Source organism: Nocardiopsis trehalosi NBRC 14201, assembly GCF_001552555.1.
Classification (GTDB): Bacteria; Actinomycetota; Actinomycetes; order Streptosporangiales; family Streptosporangiaceae; genus Nocardiopsis_B; species Nocardiopsis_B trehalosi.
Genome location: NZ_BCRK01000023.1, coordinates 1 through 17537 on the forward strand (window position 1 = coordinate 1; position 17537 = coordinate 17537).

The following is a 17537-nucleotide window of genomic DNA, read 5'->3' on the forward strand; positions in this document are numbered from 1 at the left end:
CCCCCGCGGCGGGCGCCCGCGAGCGGGTCGCCTAGGTTGGGACCTCCGACCGCCGACCGCGAAGGAAGCCGATGACCGAGGTCTTCGCCACCGCCGACCTGATCGACGCGCACGGCGACGCGCTCGCCAGCTGCGAGACGCAGTTCCGCCTGTTCGGGGGGCGTGCCGCGTTCCACGGGCCGATCGCCACCGTGAAGTGCCACGAGGACAACGCCCTGGTGAAGGAGCAGCTCAGCCAGCCCGGCGACGGCTGGGTGCTGGTGGTCGACGGTGGCGGGTCGCTGCGCACCGCGCTGCTGGGCGACCGGATCGCCGCCGCGGCCGCCGAGAACGGGTGGGCCGGGGTGGTCGTCCACGGGGCCGTGCGCGACGCCGCCGCGCTGGCCGGCATCGACATCGGCGTCAAGGCCCTGGGCACCAACCCGCGCAAGTCGGCCAAGACGGGCGCGGGCGTCCTCGACGCGCCGGTGGCGTTCGGCAACGTGGTGTTCACGCCCGAGGCGTGGCTGTACAGCGACGAGGACGGCATCGTCATCGCCGACGGGCGCCTCGACCCGCCGGCCTGACCCGCCCGCGCGGCGCCGCTACGCGAACTCCTCGCAGGCGTCGGCGAGGATGTCGAGGACCGGGATGGGGTCGGGCAGGGGGGTGGCCGCGCCGCCGGAGCGGGGGGCGCGAATCCAGGCCACGCCGCCGCCCGACGGGAGCACCGACGGCGCCGCCAGGACGAAGCTGTCGCGGCAGTGCCAGCGCAGGCCCGGGGTGTCGCTGATGGTCTCGGGGACGCAGTCGAGGTGGCACGACCACCACTCGTCCTCGTCGGCGGGCGAGCGGGTGGCCACGAAGAACAGGTAGCGGCGCGCGTCGACCGCCGCCACCGGCCCGGCGTGCACGCCCGACCGGCCCATGCGCGCCAGCGCCATGACCCCGGCGTCGGCCGGGACGTCGAACACGTCGAACACCCGGCCGGTGGGCAGCACCACGTTGGCCTCGGGGGTGGCCGCCCACCACCGGCGGATGGTGTCGGGGTCGGTCGTGGCCTCCATGCCCCACGCCGCCGACACCGGGTGCGCCGCGGGGTCGGGGCAGCCGAGGCGGTCGCAGGCGCACGCGCGGCCGCCCGCGGTGGCGGGCGCCGCCCCGCGCACCACCGGCCAGCCGAGTTCGGCGTAGGCGAGCGCGGCCTCGGGCATGCCGCCCTCGGGACGGCGGCGGCGCCGCCGGTAGATCACCTCGGCCATAGGGCCCCCGTTCTCCCGTCGGATGTGGTCCGGCTCCCGGGGGCCTGGGAGCCGGACCGGGAGGTCGTGCGCCCGGTCAGCGCAGCATGCGCGCGGCCTCGGTGGCCCAGTAGGTGAGGATCTGCCCCGCCCCCGCGCGGCGGAAGGCGAGCAGGGTCTCCATGATCGCGCGCTCGCGGTCGATCCAGCCCTTCTCGGCGGCGGCCTCGACCATCGCGTACTCGCCGCTGACCTGGTAGGCCGAGACGGGCACGTCGACGGTGTCCGCGACCCGGGCGAGCACGTCGAGGTAGGCGAGCCCCGGTTTGACCATGACCATGTCGGCGCCCTCGGCGAGGTCGAGGGCGACCTCGCGCAGGGACTCGCGGACGTTCGCCGGGTCCTGCTGGTAGCCGCTGCGGTCGCCGAAGCGCGGCGCGCCCTCGGCGGCCTCGCGGAACGGGCCGTAGAACGCCGACGCGTACTTCACGGCGTAGGCCAGGACGGCGACGTCGGTGTAGCCGGCCTCGTCCAGCGCGGCGCGGATGGCGCCCACCTGGCCGTCCATCATGCCGCTGGGGCCGACGACGTGGACGCCGGCGGCGGCCTGCGCCCGCGCGATCTGGGCGTAGCGCTCCAGGGTGGCGTCGTTGTCGACCTCCCCGGAGGGGGTGAGGACGCCGCAGTGGCCGTGCGAGGTGTACTCGTCCAGGCACAGGTCGGCCATCAGCACGATGTCGTCGCCGAGGTCGGCGGAGAGGTCGCGCAGCGCCCGCTGCACGATGCCGCCGGGGTCGTCGGCGGCCGACCCCCGCTCGTCCTTGACCTCGGGGATGCCGAACAGCATGAGCGCGCCCACGCCGGCCTCGGCGGCCTCCTGCGCCGCCGCGCGCAGGCTGTCGCGGGTGTGCTGCACCACGCCGGGCATCGACCGGACCGGGTTGGGCCGGTCGAGGCCCTCCTTGACGAACATCGGCAGGATCAGGTCCTCGGGGTGCACCCGGGTCTCGGCGACCAGCCGGCGCAGGGCGGGGGTGCGGCGGAGCCGCCGCGGCCGCGCGACGGGGAATCGGGCGCTCATCGTGCTCCTCGGGTCTCGGCGTGGATGGGGGGTGCGGGGGCGCCGCCGGTCAGACGGTCTTGCGCCGCCGGCCGCGCCGCTTCTGGCTCGGCTTGAGCGCCGGCTTGCCCGCGGCGACGGCCTCGGCCCGCTGAGCCGCACCGTACTGCGAAAGGGCCTCCGCGAGGGCGGAAACGGAGGTTCTGGGGGCGACGACGTCGACGCGCAGCCCGAACTCCTCGGCGGTCTTGGCGGTCTCCGGGCCGATGACGGCGATGACCGTGGTGTTGTGCGGCTTGCCGGCGATGCCGACGAGGTTGCGCACCGTGGAGGACGACGTGAACAGCACCGCGTCGAACCCGCCGCCCTTGATGGCCTCGCGGATCGGGGCGGGCGGCGGGGCGGCGCGCACGGTCCGGTAGGCGGTGACGTCGTCGACCTCCCAGCCGAGGTCGGCCAGGCCGGCCGCCAGGGTCTCGGTGGCGATGTCGGCGCGCGGCAGCAGCACCCGCTCGATGGGGTCGAGTTCGGCGTCGTAGGGCGGCCACACCTCGACCAGGCCCGCGCCCGACTGCCGGTCGGGCGGCGGGGTGAGGTCGGGCTGGATGCCGAACTCGCGCAGCGACGCGGCGGTCTGCTCGCCGACGGCGGCGACCTTGACCCCGGCGAACGCGCGGGCGTCCAGGCCGTACTCCTCGAACCGCTCGCGGATGGCCTTCACCGCGTTGACCGAGGTGAACGCCACCCACTGGTAGCGGCCGGTGACAAGGCCGCGGACGGCCCGCTCCATCTGCTGCGGGGTGCGCGGCGGCTCGACCGAGATGGTGGGCACCTCCTCGGGCACCGCGCCGTAGCCGCGGAGCTGGTCCGACAGCGACGCCGCCTGCTCCTTGGTGCGGGGTACGAGGACCCGCCACCCGAACAGCGGGCGGCCTTCGAACCAGGACAGATCACGCTGCCCGGCGACACCGGGGCCCATGACGAACATGGCGGGCGCGGTGACGTTGTTGCCCTTGGCGTCGGCGGCCTTGAGGTCGGCGGTGAGCCGGGCCAGCGTCGACACCACGGTGCTCTGCTCGGTGGTGCTGCCCATGCGGGTGACCGCCACCGGGGTGGTGCCGGGGCGGCCGGCGGCGACCAGCGCCTTGCACAGCCGGTCGAACCCGGGGCCGGTGCGGCGGCCGGCCTCGGCGTCGTCGGGGATGTCGGGGAACATCACGACGAGGGTGGCGTCGCCCTCGGCGAGCCGCTCCCAGTCGAGGCCGGGCTCCTTGGCGTTGACCACCCGGAGTTCGGGGGTGCCCTCGGGCATCAGCGGGATGCCGGCGAACGCGGGCACGGCGGACACCGACGACAGGCCGGGGACGATCTCGACGTCCAGCCCGGCGCGGCGGGCCGCGGCCGCGAGGTCGGCGCCCCGGCAGCCCAGCAGCGGGTCGCCGCTGTAGAGGCGGACGACGCGCCGGCCCTCGCCGGCGCGGGCGAGCGCGAAGCCGTCGATCTCGCCGCCGCACTCGGCCGGCTCGACCACCTGCACGTCGGGGCGGCAGTGGGCGAGCAGCGCCGCACGGTACTTGGCGAGTTCGGGGCCGGGTTCGCGGAGCGTGATGACCACGTCGGCCCGCGCCAGCAGCTCCGCGCCGCGCAGCGTCAGCAGCTCGGGCGCGCCCGGCCCGGCCCCGACCAGCGCGATGTGGCCGGCCGGCGGTCCGTCCGGCGCCGCCGGCCCGGCCTCCTGGGTGTCAGTCCGCGTATCCACTGTGCGCTCGCTCCTTGCTCGCTCTGCTCCGGCGTCCCCCGATGACGGTGGTCGGACGCCGCTCCCCCCGGTTGCCCCGGTGCACCCACCGCGCCGCGCCCGCGCGGCCGGCGCACGTCACGGGCGCGGGGTCCCGCCTCCGGAAGCGGCGCCGGCCACGATCCGGTCGGCGCCCTCCCCGATCATCTCGCGTGCCAGGTCGCGGCCGAGACGCGCCGCGGCGGCGACCGCGGCGGCGGGGTCGTCCCCGCACTCCACCACGCGTTCGCGCCGGACCTGCTCGGTGCCGTCGGTGGCGACCACGGCCGCCCGCAGCCGCAGCCGGCCCTCGTGGACCTCGGCGTAGGCGCCGACGGGTGCGGCGCACCCGGCCTCCAGTTCGGCCAGGACGGTGCGCTCGGCGGTGACGGCGGCACGCGTGTCCGCGTGGTCGACCGCCGCCAGGTAGGCGAGGTCGGCGGCGGCGCGGTCGGCGCGGCACTCGACGGCGAGCGCGCCCTGGCCGGGGGCGGGCAGCACCTGCTCGGGTTCGAACACGTCGGTGACGTCGTCGAGCCGGTCCACGCGCACCAGGCCGGCGTAGGCGAGGACCACGGCGTCGAGTTCGCCGGAGGCGACCTTGCCCAGCCGGGTCTCGGCGTTGCCGCGGATGGGCACGAACACGAGGTCGGGGCGGAGCGCGGCCAGCTGGGCGACCCTGCGGGGCGACCCGGTGCCGACGACCGCGCCGGGCGGCAGGTCGGCGAACTTCAGGCCGTCGCGGGCGCAGAGCGCGTCGCGGGGGTCGTCGCGTTCGGTGATCGCGGCGAGGGTGAGCCCTTCGGCGGGGCCGGTGGGCAGGTCCTTGAGCGAGTGGACCGCGAAGTCGACGGTGTCGGCCAGCAGCTCGTCGCGCAGGGCGTTGACGAACACGCCGGTGCCGCCGAGCTGGGTCAGGTGGGCCTTGGTGACGTCGCCGAAGCTGGTGATCAGCTCCAGTTCGACGGGGACGCCGGTGAGCGCGGTGATGCGGTCGCCGACCTGGCGCGACTGGGTCGTGGCCATGGTGCTGCGGCGGGTGCCGAGCCGGGCCGGTGCGGAGGTCATGGTCGGGTCTCCTGGGCGTCGCCGTCGGCGCCGTCCGCGGGCCCGCCGGGGGCGGGCCGGGTGCGGGCGACGGCCTCGGGCGCGGCCGGGTCGAGGTCGAAGAGTTCGCGCAGCGCCGCCTCGTAGGCGTCGCCGTCGGGGCGGGCGGCGAGTTCCTTCACCCGCACGGTGGGCTGGTGGAGCAGCTTGTCGACCACGCGCCGCATGGCGTGGGTGACCTCGCCGCGGGTGCGGTCGTCGAGGTCGGGCAGCCGCCCGTTGAGCCGCTGGAGTTCGGTGTCGACCACCAGCCGCGCCTTGCTGCGCAGAGCGACGACGGTGGGGGCGACGAGTTCGGCGCGGCGCACCTGGCGGTAGCCGTCGACCTCCTCCTCCACGATGCCGCGGGCGACGGCGATGGCGCCGGCCCGCCCGGTGGTGTCGTCGGCGCCGCGGGCGGCGGCCTGGCGGAGGTCCTCGATGTCGACCAGGTGGACGCCGGGCAGGTCGCGCACCTCGGGGTCGATGTCGCGGGGCAGCGCGAGGTCGAGGAAGACGAGGGGGCGGGTGCGGCCGGCGGCGCCCGCGGCGACGGCGTCGCGGGTGAGGACCAGGCCCTGGGCGCCGGTGCAGGACACGACGAGGTCCACCTCGCCGAGCACGCCGGCCGCGTCGGCGAAGGGCACGGCGCGGCCGTTGATGGGCTCGTAGCCCTCGGTGAGGCATTCGGCGAGGCGGGCGGCGCGCTCGTGGGTGCGGTTGGCGACGATCACGGTGGACGCGCCCTGGCGGGCGACCGTGTTGGCGGCGAGCGCGCTCATCGACCCGGCGCCGAGCACCAGCACGCGGACGCCGGTGAGCGCCTGCGGCTGCGGCAGGGCGGCGGCGACGTCGGCCGCGGGACCGGTGTCGGCGGCGACGGGGCAGCGCGCCGCGGCGTCGGGGGCGGCGGCCGCGGTACCGGGGGCGGTGTCCAGGTGGCGGCCCGCGACGGCCAGGCCGAGGCCGACCATGTCGGCGCCCGCGTGGTCGAGGTGGGTCTCGGTGTGGGCGCGCTTGCCCACGCGCAGCGCCCGCTGGCCGAGGTCGTTGAGGACCCGGCCCAGGGTGCCGCCGGTCTGCGCGTCCTTGAGGGCGTTGCGGACCTGGCCGAGGATCTGCCCCTCGCCGACGACCATGGAGTCCAGGCCGCAGGTGACGGAGAACAGGTGCTGCACCGCGCGGTCCTCGAAGTGGACGTAGCAGTGCTGCGACAGCTCGCTCAGCGGCACGCCGGTGCGCCAGGAGAGCAGCTCGGTGATGGCGGACACGGCCGGGTGGAACTTGTCGACGTCGGCGTAGACCTCCGTGCGGTTGCACGTGGAGACCATCAGCACCTCGTTGACGGCCGGGGTGTTCACCATCTCCGACATGACCTTGAGGCGCGCCTGCCCGTCCAGGGCGACGCGCTCCAGGAGCGCCACGGGCGAGCTGCGGTGGCTCAGCCCCACGGCGAGGACACTCATCTGCACTCCAATGCGGGCGGCATCGCGATGCTCCGTACCTCTCCTGCGTCCGCCGCGCGCACGCGGCGGTCCCGGCGCGCCGGGGCGCGGCCCCCGGTCACGTGGGGCTCCCCGTGCGCTCGGCCCGGTCGGCGGCGTGGCCGTCGGACTTGCGCTGCTCGTGGAAGGCCAGGATCTGCAGTTCGATGGACAGATCGACCTTACGCACATCCACGCCCGGTGGCACATTGAGCACCACGGGCGCGAAGTTCAGCACGCTGGTGACCCCCGCCTCGACGAACCGGTCGCACACGCCCTGGGCGGCCGCGGCGGGGGTGGCGATGACCCCGATCGCGACGTCCTCGCCACGCACAACATCCTCCAGTGTGTCGATATGCCGGACCGCCAGGCCCGCGACCCGGTCGCCGACCACGGCCGCGTCGGCGTCCAGCAGGGCCGCTATCCGGAACCCCCGGGTGCCGAAACCCCCGTAGTTGGCCAGGGCGCGGCCCAGGTTGCCGATGCCGACGATGGCCACCGACCAGTCCTGGGTGAGACCAAGTTCACGGGAGATCTGGTAGATCAGGTAGTCGACGTCGTAGCCCACCCCGCGCGTGCCGTACGACCCCAGGTGCGACAGGTCCTTGCGGAGCTTCGCGGAGTTGACCCCGGCGACGGCGGCCAGGTCCTCCGACGACACGGTGGGGGTGCCGCGCTCGTTGAGGCCCTGGAGGGCGCGGAGGTAGACCGGGAGCCGGGCGACCGTCGCCTCGGGGATCCCCCGTTCGCGGGGCCGTGGGGTACGAGGGGTCACAGGCGTGCGCTCCTGGCGGGATCGGCGGCGGGTTCCGGGCCGACGCAGGTCCGCTGCCTCCCCAGGAGTTCGCTTCCCACCTGTCAAGACCCCGGCCGGAATGGAATTCGATCCTTACATTACGCCCTTGTGAAAGCACGCACAAAGTGGGGTGGCCGAAGCGCGGGCACCGCCGGGCGCGGGCCCCGCGGGCCGCCGGGAGCGGCCTCGCGGGGCGGCCCCGCTACCGCGCCAGCGCCGCCCGCAGGCGGTCCTCGCTCACCCGCCAGAAGTCGTGGCGGCGGCCGTCGACGAACGTGACGGGGATCTTGTCCCAGTACTCCTCGCGCTCCTCCGGCGCCGCGTCGGCGAGGTCGCGCACGGCGTAGCCCGCCCCGGTGTCGGCGGCCACCCGCGCGATCACCGCCAGGGCGTCGTCGCACAGATGGCAGCCCGCCTTGCCCAGCATGGTGATGCGCGGCACCCCGGCCGCGTCCGCACCGCTCATGGTCCGGTGGTCCCTTCCCGTTCCGGCCGCCGCGCGCTCACCCACCGGCGAACGGCGGCAGCACCTCGATGACGCTGCCCTGCTCCAGCCGGACGTCGGCGTGCGCCCGCCGGCCCACGGGGCGCTCGTCGACGAGGAACGACGAGCGCTCCAGCACGCGCACCAGGGCGTGGTCGGCGCCGCGCCGGGCGCGCAGGCGTTCCAGCACGTCGGCGAGGGTCGTGCCCTCGAACTCCTCTTCGCCGGTACCGGCCGCGTCCTTGGCCGCCGCCCAGTACCGGATGGTTCCGCTCACCATCGATTGTCTATCCTTGGACACGTCGGAGGCATCTACTCGAAATAATCTCACCGGGGGCAACGGCGCCTTCGCTCGACCGCTTCATGCGGGGTGACGGGAAGAGACGCATGAGCCACCTGCTGCTGCTGACGAACTCCAACCAACCGTCCGATCACATCCTGCCCGCCCTCGGCCTGCTGCTGCACTCGGTGCGGGTCTCCCCGGCCGAGGCCGGGGCGCTCCTCGCCTCGGGCGCCGACCGCGCGTCCAGCATGCCCGTCGACGCCGTCCTGGTCGACGCCCGCACCGACCTCGCGACGGCGCGCAACTTCTGCCGGCTGCTCGACACCACCGGCCTGGACTGCCCGATGCTGGCCGTCCTCACCGAGGGCGGGGTGGCGGCGCTCACCCCCGACTGGCAGGTCGACGACTTCCTGCTCACCACCGCCGGGCCGGCCGAGGTCGAGGCGCGGCTGCGCCTGGCCATCGGGCAGGCCGACGCCGGCGGCGACGACCCCGACGAGATCCGCCGGGGCGACCTCGTCATCGACGAGGCCACCTACATCGCGCGGCTGCGCGGGCGCATCCTCGACCTCACCTTCAAGGAGTTCGAGCTGCTGAAGTTCCTGGCCCAGCACCCGGGCCGGGTGTTCACCCGGGCCCAGCTGCTGCAAGAGGTCTGGGGCTACGACTACTTCGGCGGCACCCGCACCATCGACGTGCACGTGCGGCGGCTGCGCGCCAAGCTCGGCAGCGAGCACGAGTCGCTCATCGGCACCGTGCGCAACGTCGGCTACCGGTTCGTGCCCGACCCGGTCACCAGGCCGGCCGACGACCCCGCGCCCGGCGGCGCGCCGGGGGCCGCGGCGCGGCCGGAGCGGACCCCCACCGCGCGCTGACCGATTCCGGCCGGGTCCCCGCCGGGACCCGGCCCGATCCCCGGGCGCCATCCGAAGGTCTCGTGATATTCGGCATAACCGTTTAGGATGGCGCACCAGTCGGCTGTACGTGACCGCGCCCCCGCTCTCGGTCACCGGCCGGTGCGCACGACCACGGCGGCGACCCCGAGGAGGCCACGCCCATGCTCTCCGGCACGGAGGCGGTGTCCGCGCGCACGTCGCTGCGGCTGCTCGCCGCGCTCCCCATCGGCACCCTGTTCATCGGCTCCACCCTCGTGGGCCTCGGCGGGCCGGCCGCCGCCGACACCGCGCCCCCGGTCACGCTGATCCCGCACAGCACCGACATCGACGCGGGCGACACCGCCACGCTCACGCTGAGCGTCGGCACCACCGGGTCCCGCGTCTGCCTGTACGGCGCCTCCGCCGACAACGGGTTCACCGTCGGCGCGTTCACCCCCGACAACGGGCAGGCCCCCGCAGTCGCCACCGTGTCGGGCACCCCCGAGGAGAGCGTCGAGGTCACCGCAACGGTCACCTACGCCGTCCCGGCCGACGCGACGACGGAGTGCGCAGACGTTTCGGAGCGTCTGACGGCCTCCTCGGCCGCCGTCGCCGTGACCGTCACCCCGGCGCCCACCACGCCCCCGCCCACCACGCCGCCGCCGAGCACCCCGCCGCCCTCCAGCCCGCCGCCGAGCAGCCCGCCCCCGAGCACGCCGCCGCCCAGCGACCCGCCGTCCTCCTCCGCCCCGGGCGGCACGGGCGACGGTGACCGCGGCGACCGCGACCGCCCCTCGTCGTCGGCGTCCGACTCCGAGCGCTCCGCCCCGCCGCACAGCCCGGTCAGCACCACCCGCCCCGACACCGTCGCGCCCGACCGCCCCGCGCTGCCCACCGACGCGCCGGTGCTGCCGCCGCTCGACCCGCCCGCCGCCGGCGACGGCCTGGCCGACCTGCCCACCGTCGAGCCCGGCGAGGGCGCGCCCGAGGACACCACCGCGGCCGCCTCCGCCGAGCAGGACGTGCCCACCGGCATGACCCCGGCCGTGCTGCTGCTGTTCCTGATGCTGCTCCTGCTGCTGTCCGCGCCGCTCGCCCCGGCCCGCCGGGTGCGCATCGGCGGCGGCTACATCGGGCGGCGCCGCCGCCGCTGAACCCGGCCGGGCGGCCGCGGGCCGGCGGCGCCCGGCGGCTAGGCTCGGCCCATGAGCGACGTGCGCACCACGGCAGGGCTGGACGACGACACGGCCGCGGCGGTGGCCGCACTGGCCGAACGGGCGCGGGAGCACGACGGCGTCGCCCCGCTGTCGGAGCAGACCCTGCTGCGGGTGCGCCACGGCGCGCCCGCCGGCACCGGCCGCTTCCACCTGGTGCGCGGCGCCGCCGACGGGGCGCTCGCCGGGTTCGGCTACGCCGAGCGGTCCCCCGGCGCACCCGACGCGGGCGAGTTCGTGGTCGACCCCGCCGCGCGGCGGCGCGGCCACGGCGCCGCCCTCCTCGACTCCCTGACCCGCGACGCGGGCCCGGCCGGGCTGCGCGTATGGGCGCACGGCCGGCTGCCGGGCGCGGTCGCGCTGGCCGGGGCCGCCGGGCTGCGCCAGGTGCGCGGGCTGCTCCGGATGCGGCTGCGGCTGCGCGCGGCCGACGGGGCGCCGGCCGCCGACCTGCCCGCCCCCGCGCCGCGCCCGGAGCTGCGCGACCGCGTCACCGTTCGGACGTTCTCCCCGGGCGCCGACGACGCCGCGTGGCTGCGGGTGAACGCCGCCGCGTTCGCCGACCACCCCGAACAGGGCGCGCTGACGGCCGCCGACCTGCGCGAGCGGATGGCGGAGGACTGGTTCGACCCCGCCGGGTTCTTCGTGGCCGAGGACGCCGGCACCGGCGCCCTGGCCGGGTTCCACTGGACCAAGACGCACGCCGACGGGGCGGGGCTGACCGGCGGCGAGCCGGTGGGCGAGGTGTACGTCGTCGGGGTCGACCCCGCGTGGCAGGGCACCGGCCTGGGCCGCCTGCTCACCCTCACCGGGCTGCGCCATCTGCGCGACCGCGGCCTGCCGTGGGTGCTGCTGTACGTCGACGAGGAGAACCGGTCGGCGGTCCGCCTCTACGAGTCCCTGGGCTTCACCCTGTGGGACGCCGACGTGATGTATGCGACAGCCGCGGCCGCATAGCCTCCGACCTGCGACGATGCCCACGCAGGGTGACCGGGTGCGAATGGCCTGTCACGGGCCCAGGTGGGGTACGGCGTGTCGGCGTGACTTTGCCGTGGTTCACCTCACATCCATGAAAGAGCCCTTTACCCTTCCGCCGTTCTCGCACTCCCGTTCACCGCGCGTTCACCCTGCTTGGGACATCTGGTCACTTCGCCTCCCTACCTTCACATTTGGCGAGGTCATCGAACGGGCTCGCCCAAAGGTGACAGAGTCCAGAGGAAGGACACCGGGGCTGTGAAGCTTCCCAAGTACGGCCAGTTCGCGGGACTGGCCATCGTCGGCGCCCTGGCGCTCACGGCCTGCGGCAGTGACCAGGCGGTCGACCCCGAGGAGAGCGCCGTCGCGGCCGACGCCGAGTGCGTCGAGGGCGGCGGGACCCTCTCGGGCGCGGGTGCCAGCTCCCAGGAGAACGCCATGGCCGCCTGGAAGGCCGCCTGGGAGGGTGCCTGCGAGGGCACCACGCTGGAGTACGACTCCGTCGGGTCCGGTTCGGGCCGCTCCCAGTTCATCGACGGCGCGGTGGCCTTCGCGGGCTCCGACGCCGCCCTGGACGAGGAGGAGACCGCGCAGGCCACGGAGCGCTGCGCCGGCGCCGAGGTCGTGAACCTGCCCGGGTACGTCGCGCCGATCGCCGTCGCGTTCAACCTGGAGGGCGTCGACACCCTCAACCTGCGCCCCGAGGTCATCGCCGGCATCTTCAACCAGGAGATCACCACCTGGGACGACGAGGCCATCGCCGCGGACAACCCGGACGCCGACCTGCCCTCCACCGACATCGTCCCGGTCAACCGCTCCGACGAGTCCGGCACCACCGAGAACTTCGCCGCCTACCTGGCGGCGGCCGCCCCCGAGGACTGGCCGCACGAGGTCAGCGGCGACTGGCCGATCGACCCGGTCGAGGCCGCTCAGGGCTCCTCCGGCGTCGTCAACGCCCTCCAGGGCGGCGAGGGCACCATCGGCTACGTCGACGCCTCGCACGTCGGCGAGCTGGGCACCGCGGCCGTGGGCGTCGGCGACGACTTCGTCGAGTACAGCCCCGAGGCCGCCGCCTCCATCGTGGACGCCTCCCCCGCCCGTGAGGGCAACACCGAGAACGACCACGCGATCGAGCTCGACTACACCACCGACGAGGCCGGCGTCTACCCGATCGTCCTGGTCTCCTACGAGGTCGCCTGCATGGAGTACGAGGACCAGGCCGAGGCCGACCTCGTCCGCAGCTTCCTCTCCTACGTGAACAGCGAGGAGGGCCAGCAGGCCGCGGCCGACGAGGCCGGCTCCGCCCCGCTGTCGCAGGAGACCCGCGACGCCATCCAGGGCACCATCGACCAGATCACGGCGGCCGCCTGATCGCCGCACCGCCGTCCTCCGCAGGGGTGGGGTTCACACCGCAAGGTGCGAGCCCCGCCCTTAGCGGCGTTCTGCCGCGTTCCCGCCGGTCCCCGGCCCGGCGCGGCCGAACCGCCCTCGGGCAGGCTCCACAATGTACGGGGCGTCGTCGCCGCATGTCAGGCATGCCCGGAATCCGGCGCCTTCGCCCGGGGCGAACCATGACCGATCTCGACCGGAGTCGCACATGACCACCACGGACCCGTCCGCGACGGCCCACATACCCAAGGGCAGGCGCCGTCTGGGCGACGTCGTCTTCGCCAACACCGCTCGCGGGGCAGGCATCGTCATCCTGCTGATCCTGGCGGGCGTGGCCGCGTTCCTCATCGCCCAGTCGCTGGACTCGCTGGGCGCCAACACGGTCAACTTCTTCACCACCACCGACTGGAACGCGAGCACCCGGGAGGCCCCCGCCTTCGGCGTCGCCGCCCTGGCGTTCGGCACCGTGCTGGCCGCCGCGATCGCCCTGGTCCTGGCGACGCCGGTCGCCATCGGCATCGCGCTGTTCATCGTCTACTACGCCCCCCGGCGGGTGGCGGCGCTGCTCGGCTACGTCGTCGACCTGCTGGCGGCCATCCCCAGCGTCGTCTACGGCCTGTGGGGCGTCGTCTACCTCGTCGGCGAGCTGCGCCCGTTCTACGGGATGCTGGAGACCTACCTCGGCTGGATCCCGCTGTTCGAGGGCCCGGTGTCGGCCACCGGGCGCACCATGCTGAGCGCCGGAATCGTCCTGGCGGTCATGATCCTGCCCATCATCACCGCGATGTCGCGCGACGTGTTCCAGCAGGTGCCGCAGGCCAACCGCGAGGCGGCGCTGGCGCTGGGCGCGACCCGCTGGGAGATGATCCGCATGGCCGTGCTGCCGTTCGGCCGCCCCGGTGTGATCGGCGGGGCCATGCTCGGCCTGGGCCGCGCCCTCGGCGAGACCATGGCGGTCGCGATGATCCTCTCCCCCGCGCTGGTCATCTCCCCGTTCCTGCTCCAGAGCGGCAACCAGACCATCGCGGCGCACATCGCCCTGCAGTACCCGGAGGCCACCGGCTACGGCGTGTCCGCCCTCATCGCGGCCGGCCTCGTGCTGTTCGCGATCACGCTGGCCGTCAACATGGGTGCGCGCTTCATCGTCGCGCGGCGCAAGGAGTTCTCCTGATGACCACCACGACCACCCCCACGTCGACCGGGTCCCCCGGCGACGGCCCGAAGCTCGACTCGGCGGCGCTGCTCACCGGGTCGCTGCCGCGCTTCTTCGCGCCGGCGCTGCTGGTCGTGTCGGCCGCCGTGGTGGCCGCCGCCCTGTACGCGCTGGGCTCCTTCCACCCGGCCTCGCTGGCGGTGCTGACCGCGCTGCTGTACCTGGTGGCGATCACCGTGTCCTCCGCGGTGATCGAGAACCGCCGCAAGGCCGCCGACCGCCTCGTCACCGGCATCGTCTACTGCTGCTTCGCGGTGGCCATGGTGCCGCTGGTGTCGCTGCTGTACACGGTGGCGGTCTACGGCATGCGCCGGTTCGACGGGTACTTCCTCACCGTCTCCATGAACGGCGTCATCCCGAGCATGGACGCCGGCGGCGTCTACCACGCCATCGTCGGCACCCTGGCGATCACCGGCATGGCCGCGGTCATCTCGGTGCCCATCGGCCTGATGACGGCCATCTACCTGGTGGAGTACGGCAAGGGCCGGCTCAAGCAGGCCATCACGTTCTTCGTGGACGTCATGACGGGCATCCCCTCGATCGTGGCCGGCCTGTTCGTGGTCGCGCTGTGGATGATGCTGTTCGGCCCCGGCAAGACCAACGGCGCGGCGGGCGCCATCTCCCTGTCGGTGCTGATGATCCCGGTCGTGGTCCGCTCCAGCGAGGAGATGCTCCGGCTGGTGCCCAACGAGCTGCGCGAGGCCGCCTACGCGCTGGGCGTGCCCAAGTGGCTGACCATCGTCAAGGTGGTGCTGCCGACCGCCATCGCCGGGATCACCACGGGAATCATGCTGGCCCTCGCGCGCGTTATCGGGGAGACCGCTCCGTTGATCCTGACCGCGGGCATCGCCTCGACCCGGATCAACGGCAACCTCTTCGAGGGCCAGATGATGAGCCTCCCGGTGTTCATCTACCAGCAGGTGCGGGCCATGGGCTCGTCGGGCGACGCCGGCGTCTACGCCGAGGAGCGCGCCTGGGCCGCCGCACTCACCCTGATCCTGCTGGTCATGCTGCTGTTCCTGGCCGCCCGGCTGATCTCGCGCTTCTTCGCGCCCAAGCTCGGGCGATGACCGCCCGCCGACACCCCGCACACCACCGACTTCCCTGAGGACATCCAGTGGCCAAACGCATTGACGTCTCCGGACTGCACGTCTACTACGGCGACTTCCTGGCCGTCGAGGACGTCTCGATGACCATCGAGCCGCGTTCGGTGACCGCCTTCATCGGCTCCTCCGGCTGCGGCAAGTCGACGTTCCTGCGCACCCTGAACCGGATGCACGAGGTCACCCCGGGTGCCCGCGTCCAGGGCAAGGTGCAGCTCGACGACCTCGACATCTACGGTCCCGACGTCGACCCGGTCGCGGTCCGCCGCGAGATCGGCATGGTCTTCCAGCGCCCGAACCCGTTCCCGACCATGTCGATCTACGACAACGTCATCGCCGGCGCCAAGCTGAACAACCAGCGCATGGCCAAGCGCCAGGCCGACGAGGTCGTGGAGCGGTCGCTGCGCGGCGCCAACCTGTGGGAGGAGGTCAAGGACCGGCTGAACAAGCCGGGAGCGGGCCTCTCCGGCGGCCAGCAGCAGCGCCTGTGCATCGCCCGCGCCATCGCGGTCGAGCCCGCGGTGCTGCTCATGGACGAGCCGTGCTCCGCGCTCGACCCCATCTCCACCCTGGCGATCGAGGACCTGATCGCCAAGCTCAAGGAGAACTACACGATCGTCATCGTCACCCACAACATGCAGCAGGCGGCGCGGGTGAGCGACCAGACGGCGTTCTTCAACCTGGCGGGCACCGGCAAGCCCGGCCGCCTCATCGAGATGGGCGAGACCAACAAGATCTTCACCAAGCCGGAGAAGAAGGAGACCGAGAACTACATCACCGGCCGCTTCGGCTGACCCCACCACGACGAACGGCGGCGGACCCCCTCCGCCGCCGTCGGCGTATCCGGATCAGACGGTCCCCGGGTCCACGACCCACCGGACGGGTTGACCGGTGCACGCGGCGATGGTGTCGAAATCACCGTCGTAGTGGAGCACCGTCAGCCCTGAGGCCTCCGCAGTCGCGGCGACGATGAGGTCGGGAACCGACGCCGAGCGGTGCTGGGCCTTCTCGGTGAGGGCCTCTTGGAGCTCGTCGACCCGGGTCCACAGGTCGTGCGGGGTCTCCGCCCAGCACAGCGCCGAGGCGAGCTGGCTTCGGAGCCGACGGCGGTCGTCCGGATTCCGGGCCGAATAGAGCATCTCGGCCTGGGTGACGCCGCACATGGAGACGAGGCCCCGGTCCATGAGAGGGACGAGCACCTCCTGAACCGCCAGCAGGTGCAGGCGGGCCAGAGCGCTCTTGTCGGCGAGGTAGGCCGTCACCCCCACATGCGCTCCTCGGCCCCGGGCTCAAGGAGGTCGGCGAACGACCCGTCCTCGGCGGAGCTCACCAGGTCGCGCACCGCGGCCACCCGGATGATCTTGCCGAAGGCCGTGGAAATGGTGTCTCTGAGAGTCTCGGTACCGAGGATCTCGCGCACGCGCTCAAGCTGCTCCTGATCGATGTCGACCGTCGTCTTTGCCATGAGCTCCACCTCCACCGACTAAGGATATCCAGGATCCCTTGGATTGTATATCCAATGCGCGCGGAAGTGGATATCCAATTCTCGGGGATCAGGAGAAGGTGAGGGCCAGGAGGGCGTAGGCGAGGGCGGCGACGGCGGCGGCCCCGGGGAGGGTGAGGAGCCAGACGGCGAGGATGCTGCCGGCGACGCCCCAGCGGACGGCCGAGAGGCGGCGGGTGGCGCCGGCGCCGATGATGGCCGAGGTGACCGTGTGGGTGCTGGAGATCGGCACCTGCCAGACGAACGACGTGACGGCCGAGACGGCCGCCACGGTGCTCTCCGCCGCGAACCCCTTCGGCGGGTCGAGCTGGATGACCCGGCGGCCGAGCGTCCGCATGATCCGCCAGCCGCCGCTGAGCGTGCCCAGGGACATCGCCCCGGCGGCGGCCACGACCACCCACGGGGGGACGTCGTAGGCGCTCTGGTAGCCGGTGGTGATGAGCGCGAGGACGACGACGCCCATGGTCTTCTGCGCGTCCTGGAGGCCGTTGGCGAGCGCCATGGCCGCCGCCGACACGCTCTGCGCGATCTTGAACTTGCGGCCGACCCGGCGCGGGCTCGTGGAGCGGAACGTCCACAGGATGGCGAGCATCACCAGGTAGCCGAGCACCCCGCCGATCAGCGGGGACACCACCATCGGGATGGCGACGTTGGTGGCCACCCCGGCCCACTCCACGGTGGTGGACGAGGCCAGGGCCGCGCCCAGCATGCCGCCGACCAGGGCGTGCGACGAGGACGACGGCATGCCCTTGTACCAGGTGGCGATGTTCCAGGCGATCGCGCCGGCCAGGGCGGCGAACAGGACGGCCAGGCCGTCCGTCCCGGCGGGCGGGGCGATGATGTCGCGGCCGATCGTGCGGGCGACGCCCTCGCCGAGGAACGCCCCGATCATGTTCATGACCGCCGCCATGATCACGGCGGCCCGCGGCCCGAGGGCGCGGGTGGAGACGGACGTCGCCAGGGAGTTCGCGGCGTCGTGGAAGCCGTTGGTGAACGCGAACACCAGCGCCGCCGCGACGACGGCGGCGAGGACGGCGGTCTCAGGGGGCACGGGTCAGCCAGGCTTCGCGATCG

At 73.9% G+C, this 17537-nt stretch carries 19 protein-coding genes; 8 read left to right on the top strand and 11 right to left on the bottom strand.

Annotated elements, in window-relative coordinates; translation table 11 throughout:
* The first annotated feature begins 71 nt into the window (after positions 1 to 71).
* Entirely contained in the window at positions 72 to 566 is a 495-nt protein-coding gene (gene rraA / locus NT8_RS06640; RefSeq protein ID WP_067965344.1) for a ribonuclease E activity regulator RraA, read from the top strand.
* A gap of 18 nt (positions 567 to 584) precedes the next feature.
* Here rraA and NT8_RS06645 read toward each other — a convergent pair whose 3' ends face one another.
* The 8 genes from NT8_RS06645 to NT8_RS06680 form a co-directional block, all read right to left on the bottom strand.
* Positions 585 to 1241, bottom strand: coding sequence for a bifunctional DNA primase/polymerase (locus tag NT8_RS06645; RefSeq protein ID WP_067965345.1), 657 nt, complete (start codon positions 1239 to 1241; stop codon positions 585 to 587).
* A gap of 76 nt (positions 1242 to 1317) precedes the next feature.
* A complete protein-coding gene (gene hemB, locus NT8_RS06650; protein WP_067965346.1) occupies positions 1318 to 2301 on the bottom strand; it encodes a porphobilinogen synthase in 984 nt (327 codons plus the stop codon).
* 49 nt (positions 2302 to 2350) lie between these two features.
* Positions 2351 to 4039: a bifunctional uroporphyrinogen-III C-methyltransferase/uroporphyrinogen-III synthase gene (locus tag NT8_RS06655; protein WP_067965354.1), complete on the bottom strand. Its 1689-nt coding sequence runs from the start codon at positions 4037 to 4039 to the stop codon at positions 2351 to 2353.
* Between the two features lie 117 nt (positions 4040 to 4156).
* On the bottom strand, positions 4157 to 5125 hold the full coding sequence (gene hemC / locus NT8_RS06660) for a hydroxymethylbilane synthase (protein WP_067965356.1): 969 nt from the start codon (positions 5123 to 5125) through the stop codon (positions 4157 to 4159).
* Positions 5122 to 6609: a glutamyl-tRNA reductase gene (locus tag NT8_RS06665; protein WP_067965358.1), complete on the bottom strand. Its 1488-nt coding sequence runs from the start codon at positions 6607 to 6609 to the stop codon at positions 5122 to 5124. Before NT8_RS06665 ends, hemC begins: the two co-directional genes overlap by 4 nt.
* Before the next feature lie 97 nt (positions 6610 to 6706).
* On the bottom strand, positions 6707 to 7402 hold the full coding sequence (locus NT8_RS06670) for a redox-sensing transcriptional repressor Rex (RefSeq protein ID WP_067965360.1): 696 nt from the start codon (positions 7400 to 7402) through the stop codon (positions 6707 to 6709).
* 223 nt (positions 7403 to 7625) lie between these two features.
* Positions 7626 to 7889 carry a glutaredoxin family protein gene (locus NT8_RS06675; RefSeq protein ID WP_067965362.1) on the bottom strand — a complete coding sequence of 88 codons (264 nt, stop codon included), beginning with the start codon at positions 7887 to 7889 and terminating at the stop codon, positions 7626 to 7628.
* A 37-nt stretch (positions 7890 to 7926) separates the two neighbouring features.
* On the bottom strand, positions 7927 to 8187 hold the full coding sequence (locus tag NT8_RS06680; protein ID WP_067965364.1) for a MoaD/ThiS family protein: 261 nt from the start codon (positions 8185 to 8187) through the stop codon (positions 7927 to 7929).
* Positions 8188 to 8294: 107 nt separating this feature from the next.
* Here NT8_RS06680 and NT8_RS06685 point away from each other — a divergent pair, with 107 nt between their 5' ends.
* The 7 genes from NT8_RS06685 to pstB all read left to right on the top strand — a co-directional run bounded on the left by NT8_RS06685 (position 8295) and on the right by pstB (position 15753).
* Positions 8295 to 9065 carry a winged helix-turn-helix transcriptional regulator gene (locus NT8_RS06685; RefSeq protein ID WP_067965368.1) on the top strand — a complete coding sequence of 257 codons (771 nt, stop codon included), beginning with the start codon at positions 8295 to 8297 and terminating at the stop codon, positions 9063 to 9065.
* A 182-nt stretch (positions 9066 to 9247) separates the two neighbouring features.
* Positions 9248 to 10219 (top strand): hypothetical protein, encoded by a 972-nt coding sequence (locus tag NT8_RS06690; protein ID WP_067965370.1) that lies wholly within the window; start codon positions 9248 to 9250, stop codon positions 10217 to 10219.
* A 51-nt stretch (positions 10220 to 10270) separates the two neighbouring features.
* Positions 10271 to 11236 (top strand): mycothiol synthase, encoded by a 966-nt coding sequence (gene mshD / locus NT8_RS06695; protein ID WP_067965372.1) that lies wholly within the window; start codon positions 10271 to 10273, stop codon positions 11234 to 11236.
* Positions 11237 to 11512: 276 nt separating this feature from the next.
* Positions 11513 to 12625 (top strand): phosphate ABC transporter substrate-binding protein PstS, encoded by a 1113-nt coding sequence (pstS, locus tag NT8_RS06700; protein ID WP_067965377.1) that lies wholly within the window; start codon positions 11513 to 11515, stop codon positions 12623 to 12625.
* Positions 12626 to 12851: 226 nt separating this feature from the next.
* Complete coding sequence (pstC, locus tag NT8_RS06705; RefSeq protein ID WP_067965380.1) at positions 12852 to 13814, top strand: phosphate ABC transporter permease subunit PstC; 963 nt, start codon at positions 12852 to 12854, stop codon at positions 13812 to 13814.
* Positions 13814 to 14926, top strand: coding sequence for a phosphate ABC transporter permease PstA (pstA, locus tag NT8_RS06710; protein WP_067965382.1), 1113 nt, complete (start codon positions 13814 to 13816; stop codon positions 14924 to 14926). Before pstC ends, pstA begins: the two co-directional genes overlap by 1 nt.
* 47 nt (positions 14927 to 14973) lie before the next feature.
* Complete coding sequence (pstB, locus tag NT8_RS06715) at positions 14974 to 15753, top strand: phosphate ABC transporter ATP-binding protein PstB (protein WP_067965384.1); 780 nt, start codon at positions 14974 to 14976, stop codon at positions 15751 to 15753.
* A gap of 54 nt (positions 15754 to 15807) precedes the next feature.
* On the opposite strand, the gene NT8_RS06720 is transcribed toward pstB, so the two are convergent.
* From NT8_RS06720 to NT8_RS06730, 3 genes are all read right to left on the bottom strand, one after another.
* Positions 15808 to 16221 carry a PIN domain nuclease gene (locus tag NT8_RS06720; protein WP_245646060.1) on the bottom strand — a complete coding sequence of 138 codons (414 nt, stop codon included), beginning with the start codon at positions 16219 to 16221 and terminating at the stop codon, positions 15808 to 15810.
* Complete coding sequence (locus tag NT8_RS06725) at positions 16218 to 16439, bottom strand: hypothetical protein (protein WP_067965389.1); 222 nt, start codon at positions 16437 to 16439, stop codon at positions 16218 to 16220. The genes NT8_RS06720 and NT8_RS06725 overlap by 4 nt, the downstream gene beginning before the upstream one ends.
* 73 nt (positions 16440 to 16512) lie before the next feature.
* Positions 16513 to 17514 (bottom strand): inorganic phosphate transporter, encoded by a 1002-nt coding sequence (locus NT8_RS06730; protein ID WP_067965391.1) that lies wholly within the window; start codon positions 17512 to 17514, stop codon positions 16513 to 16515.
* Between the last annotated feature and the right edge of the window lie 23 nt (positions 17515 to 17537).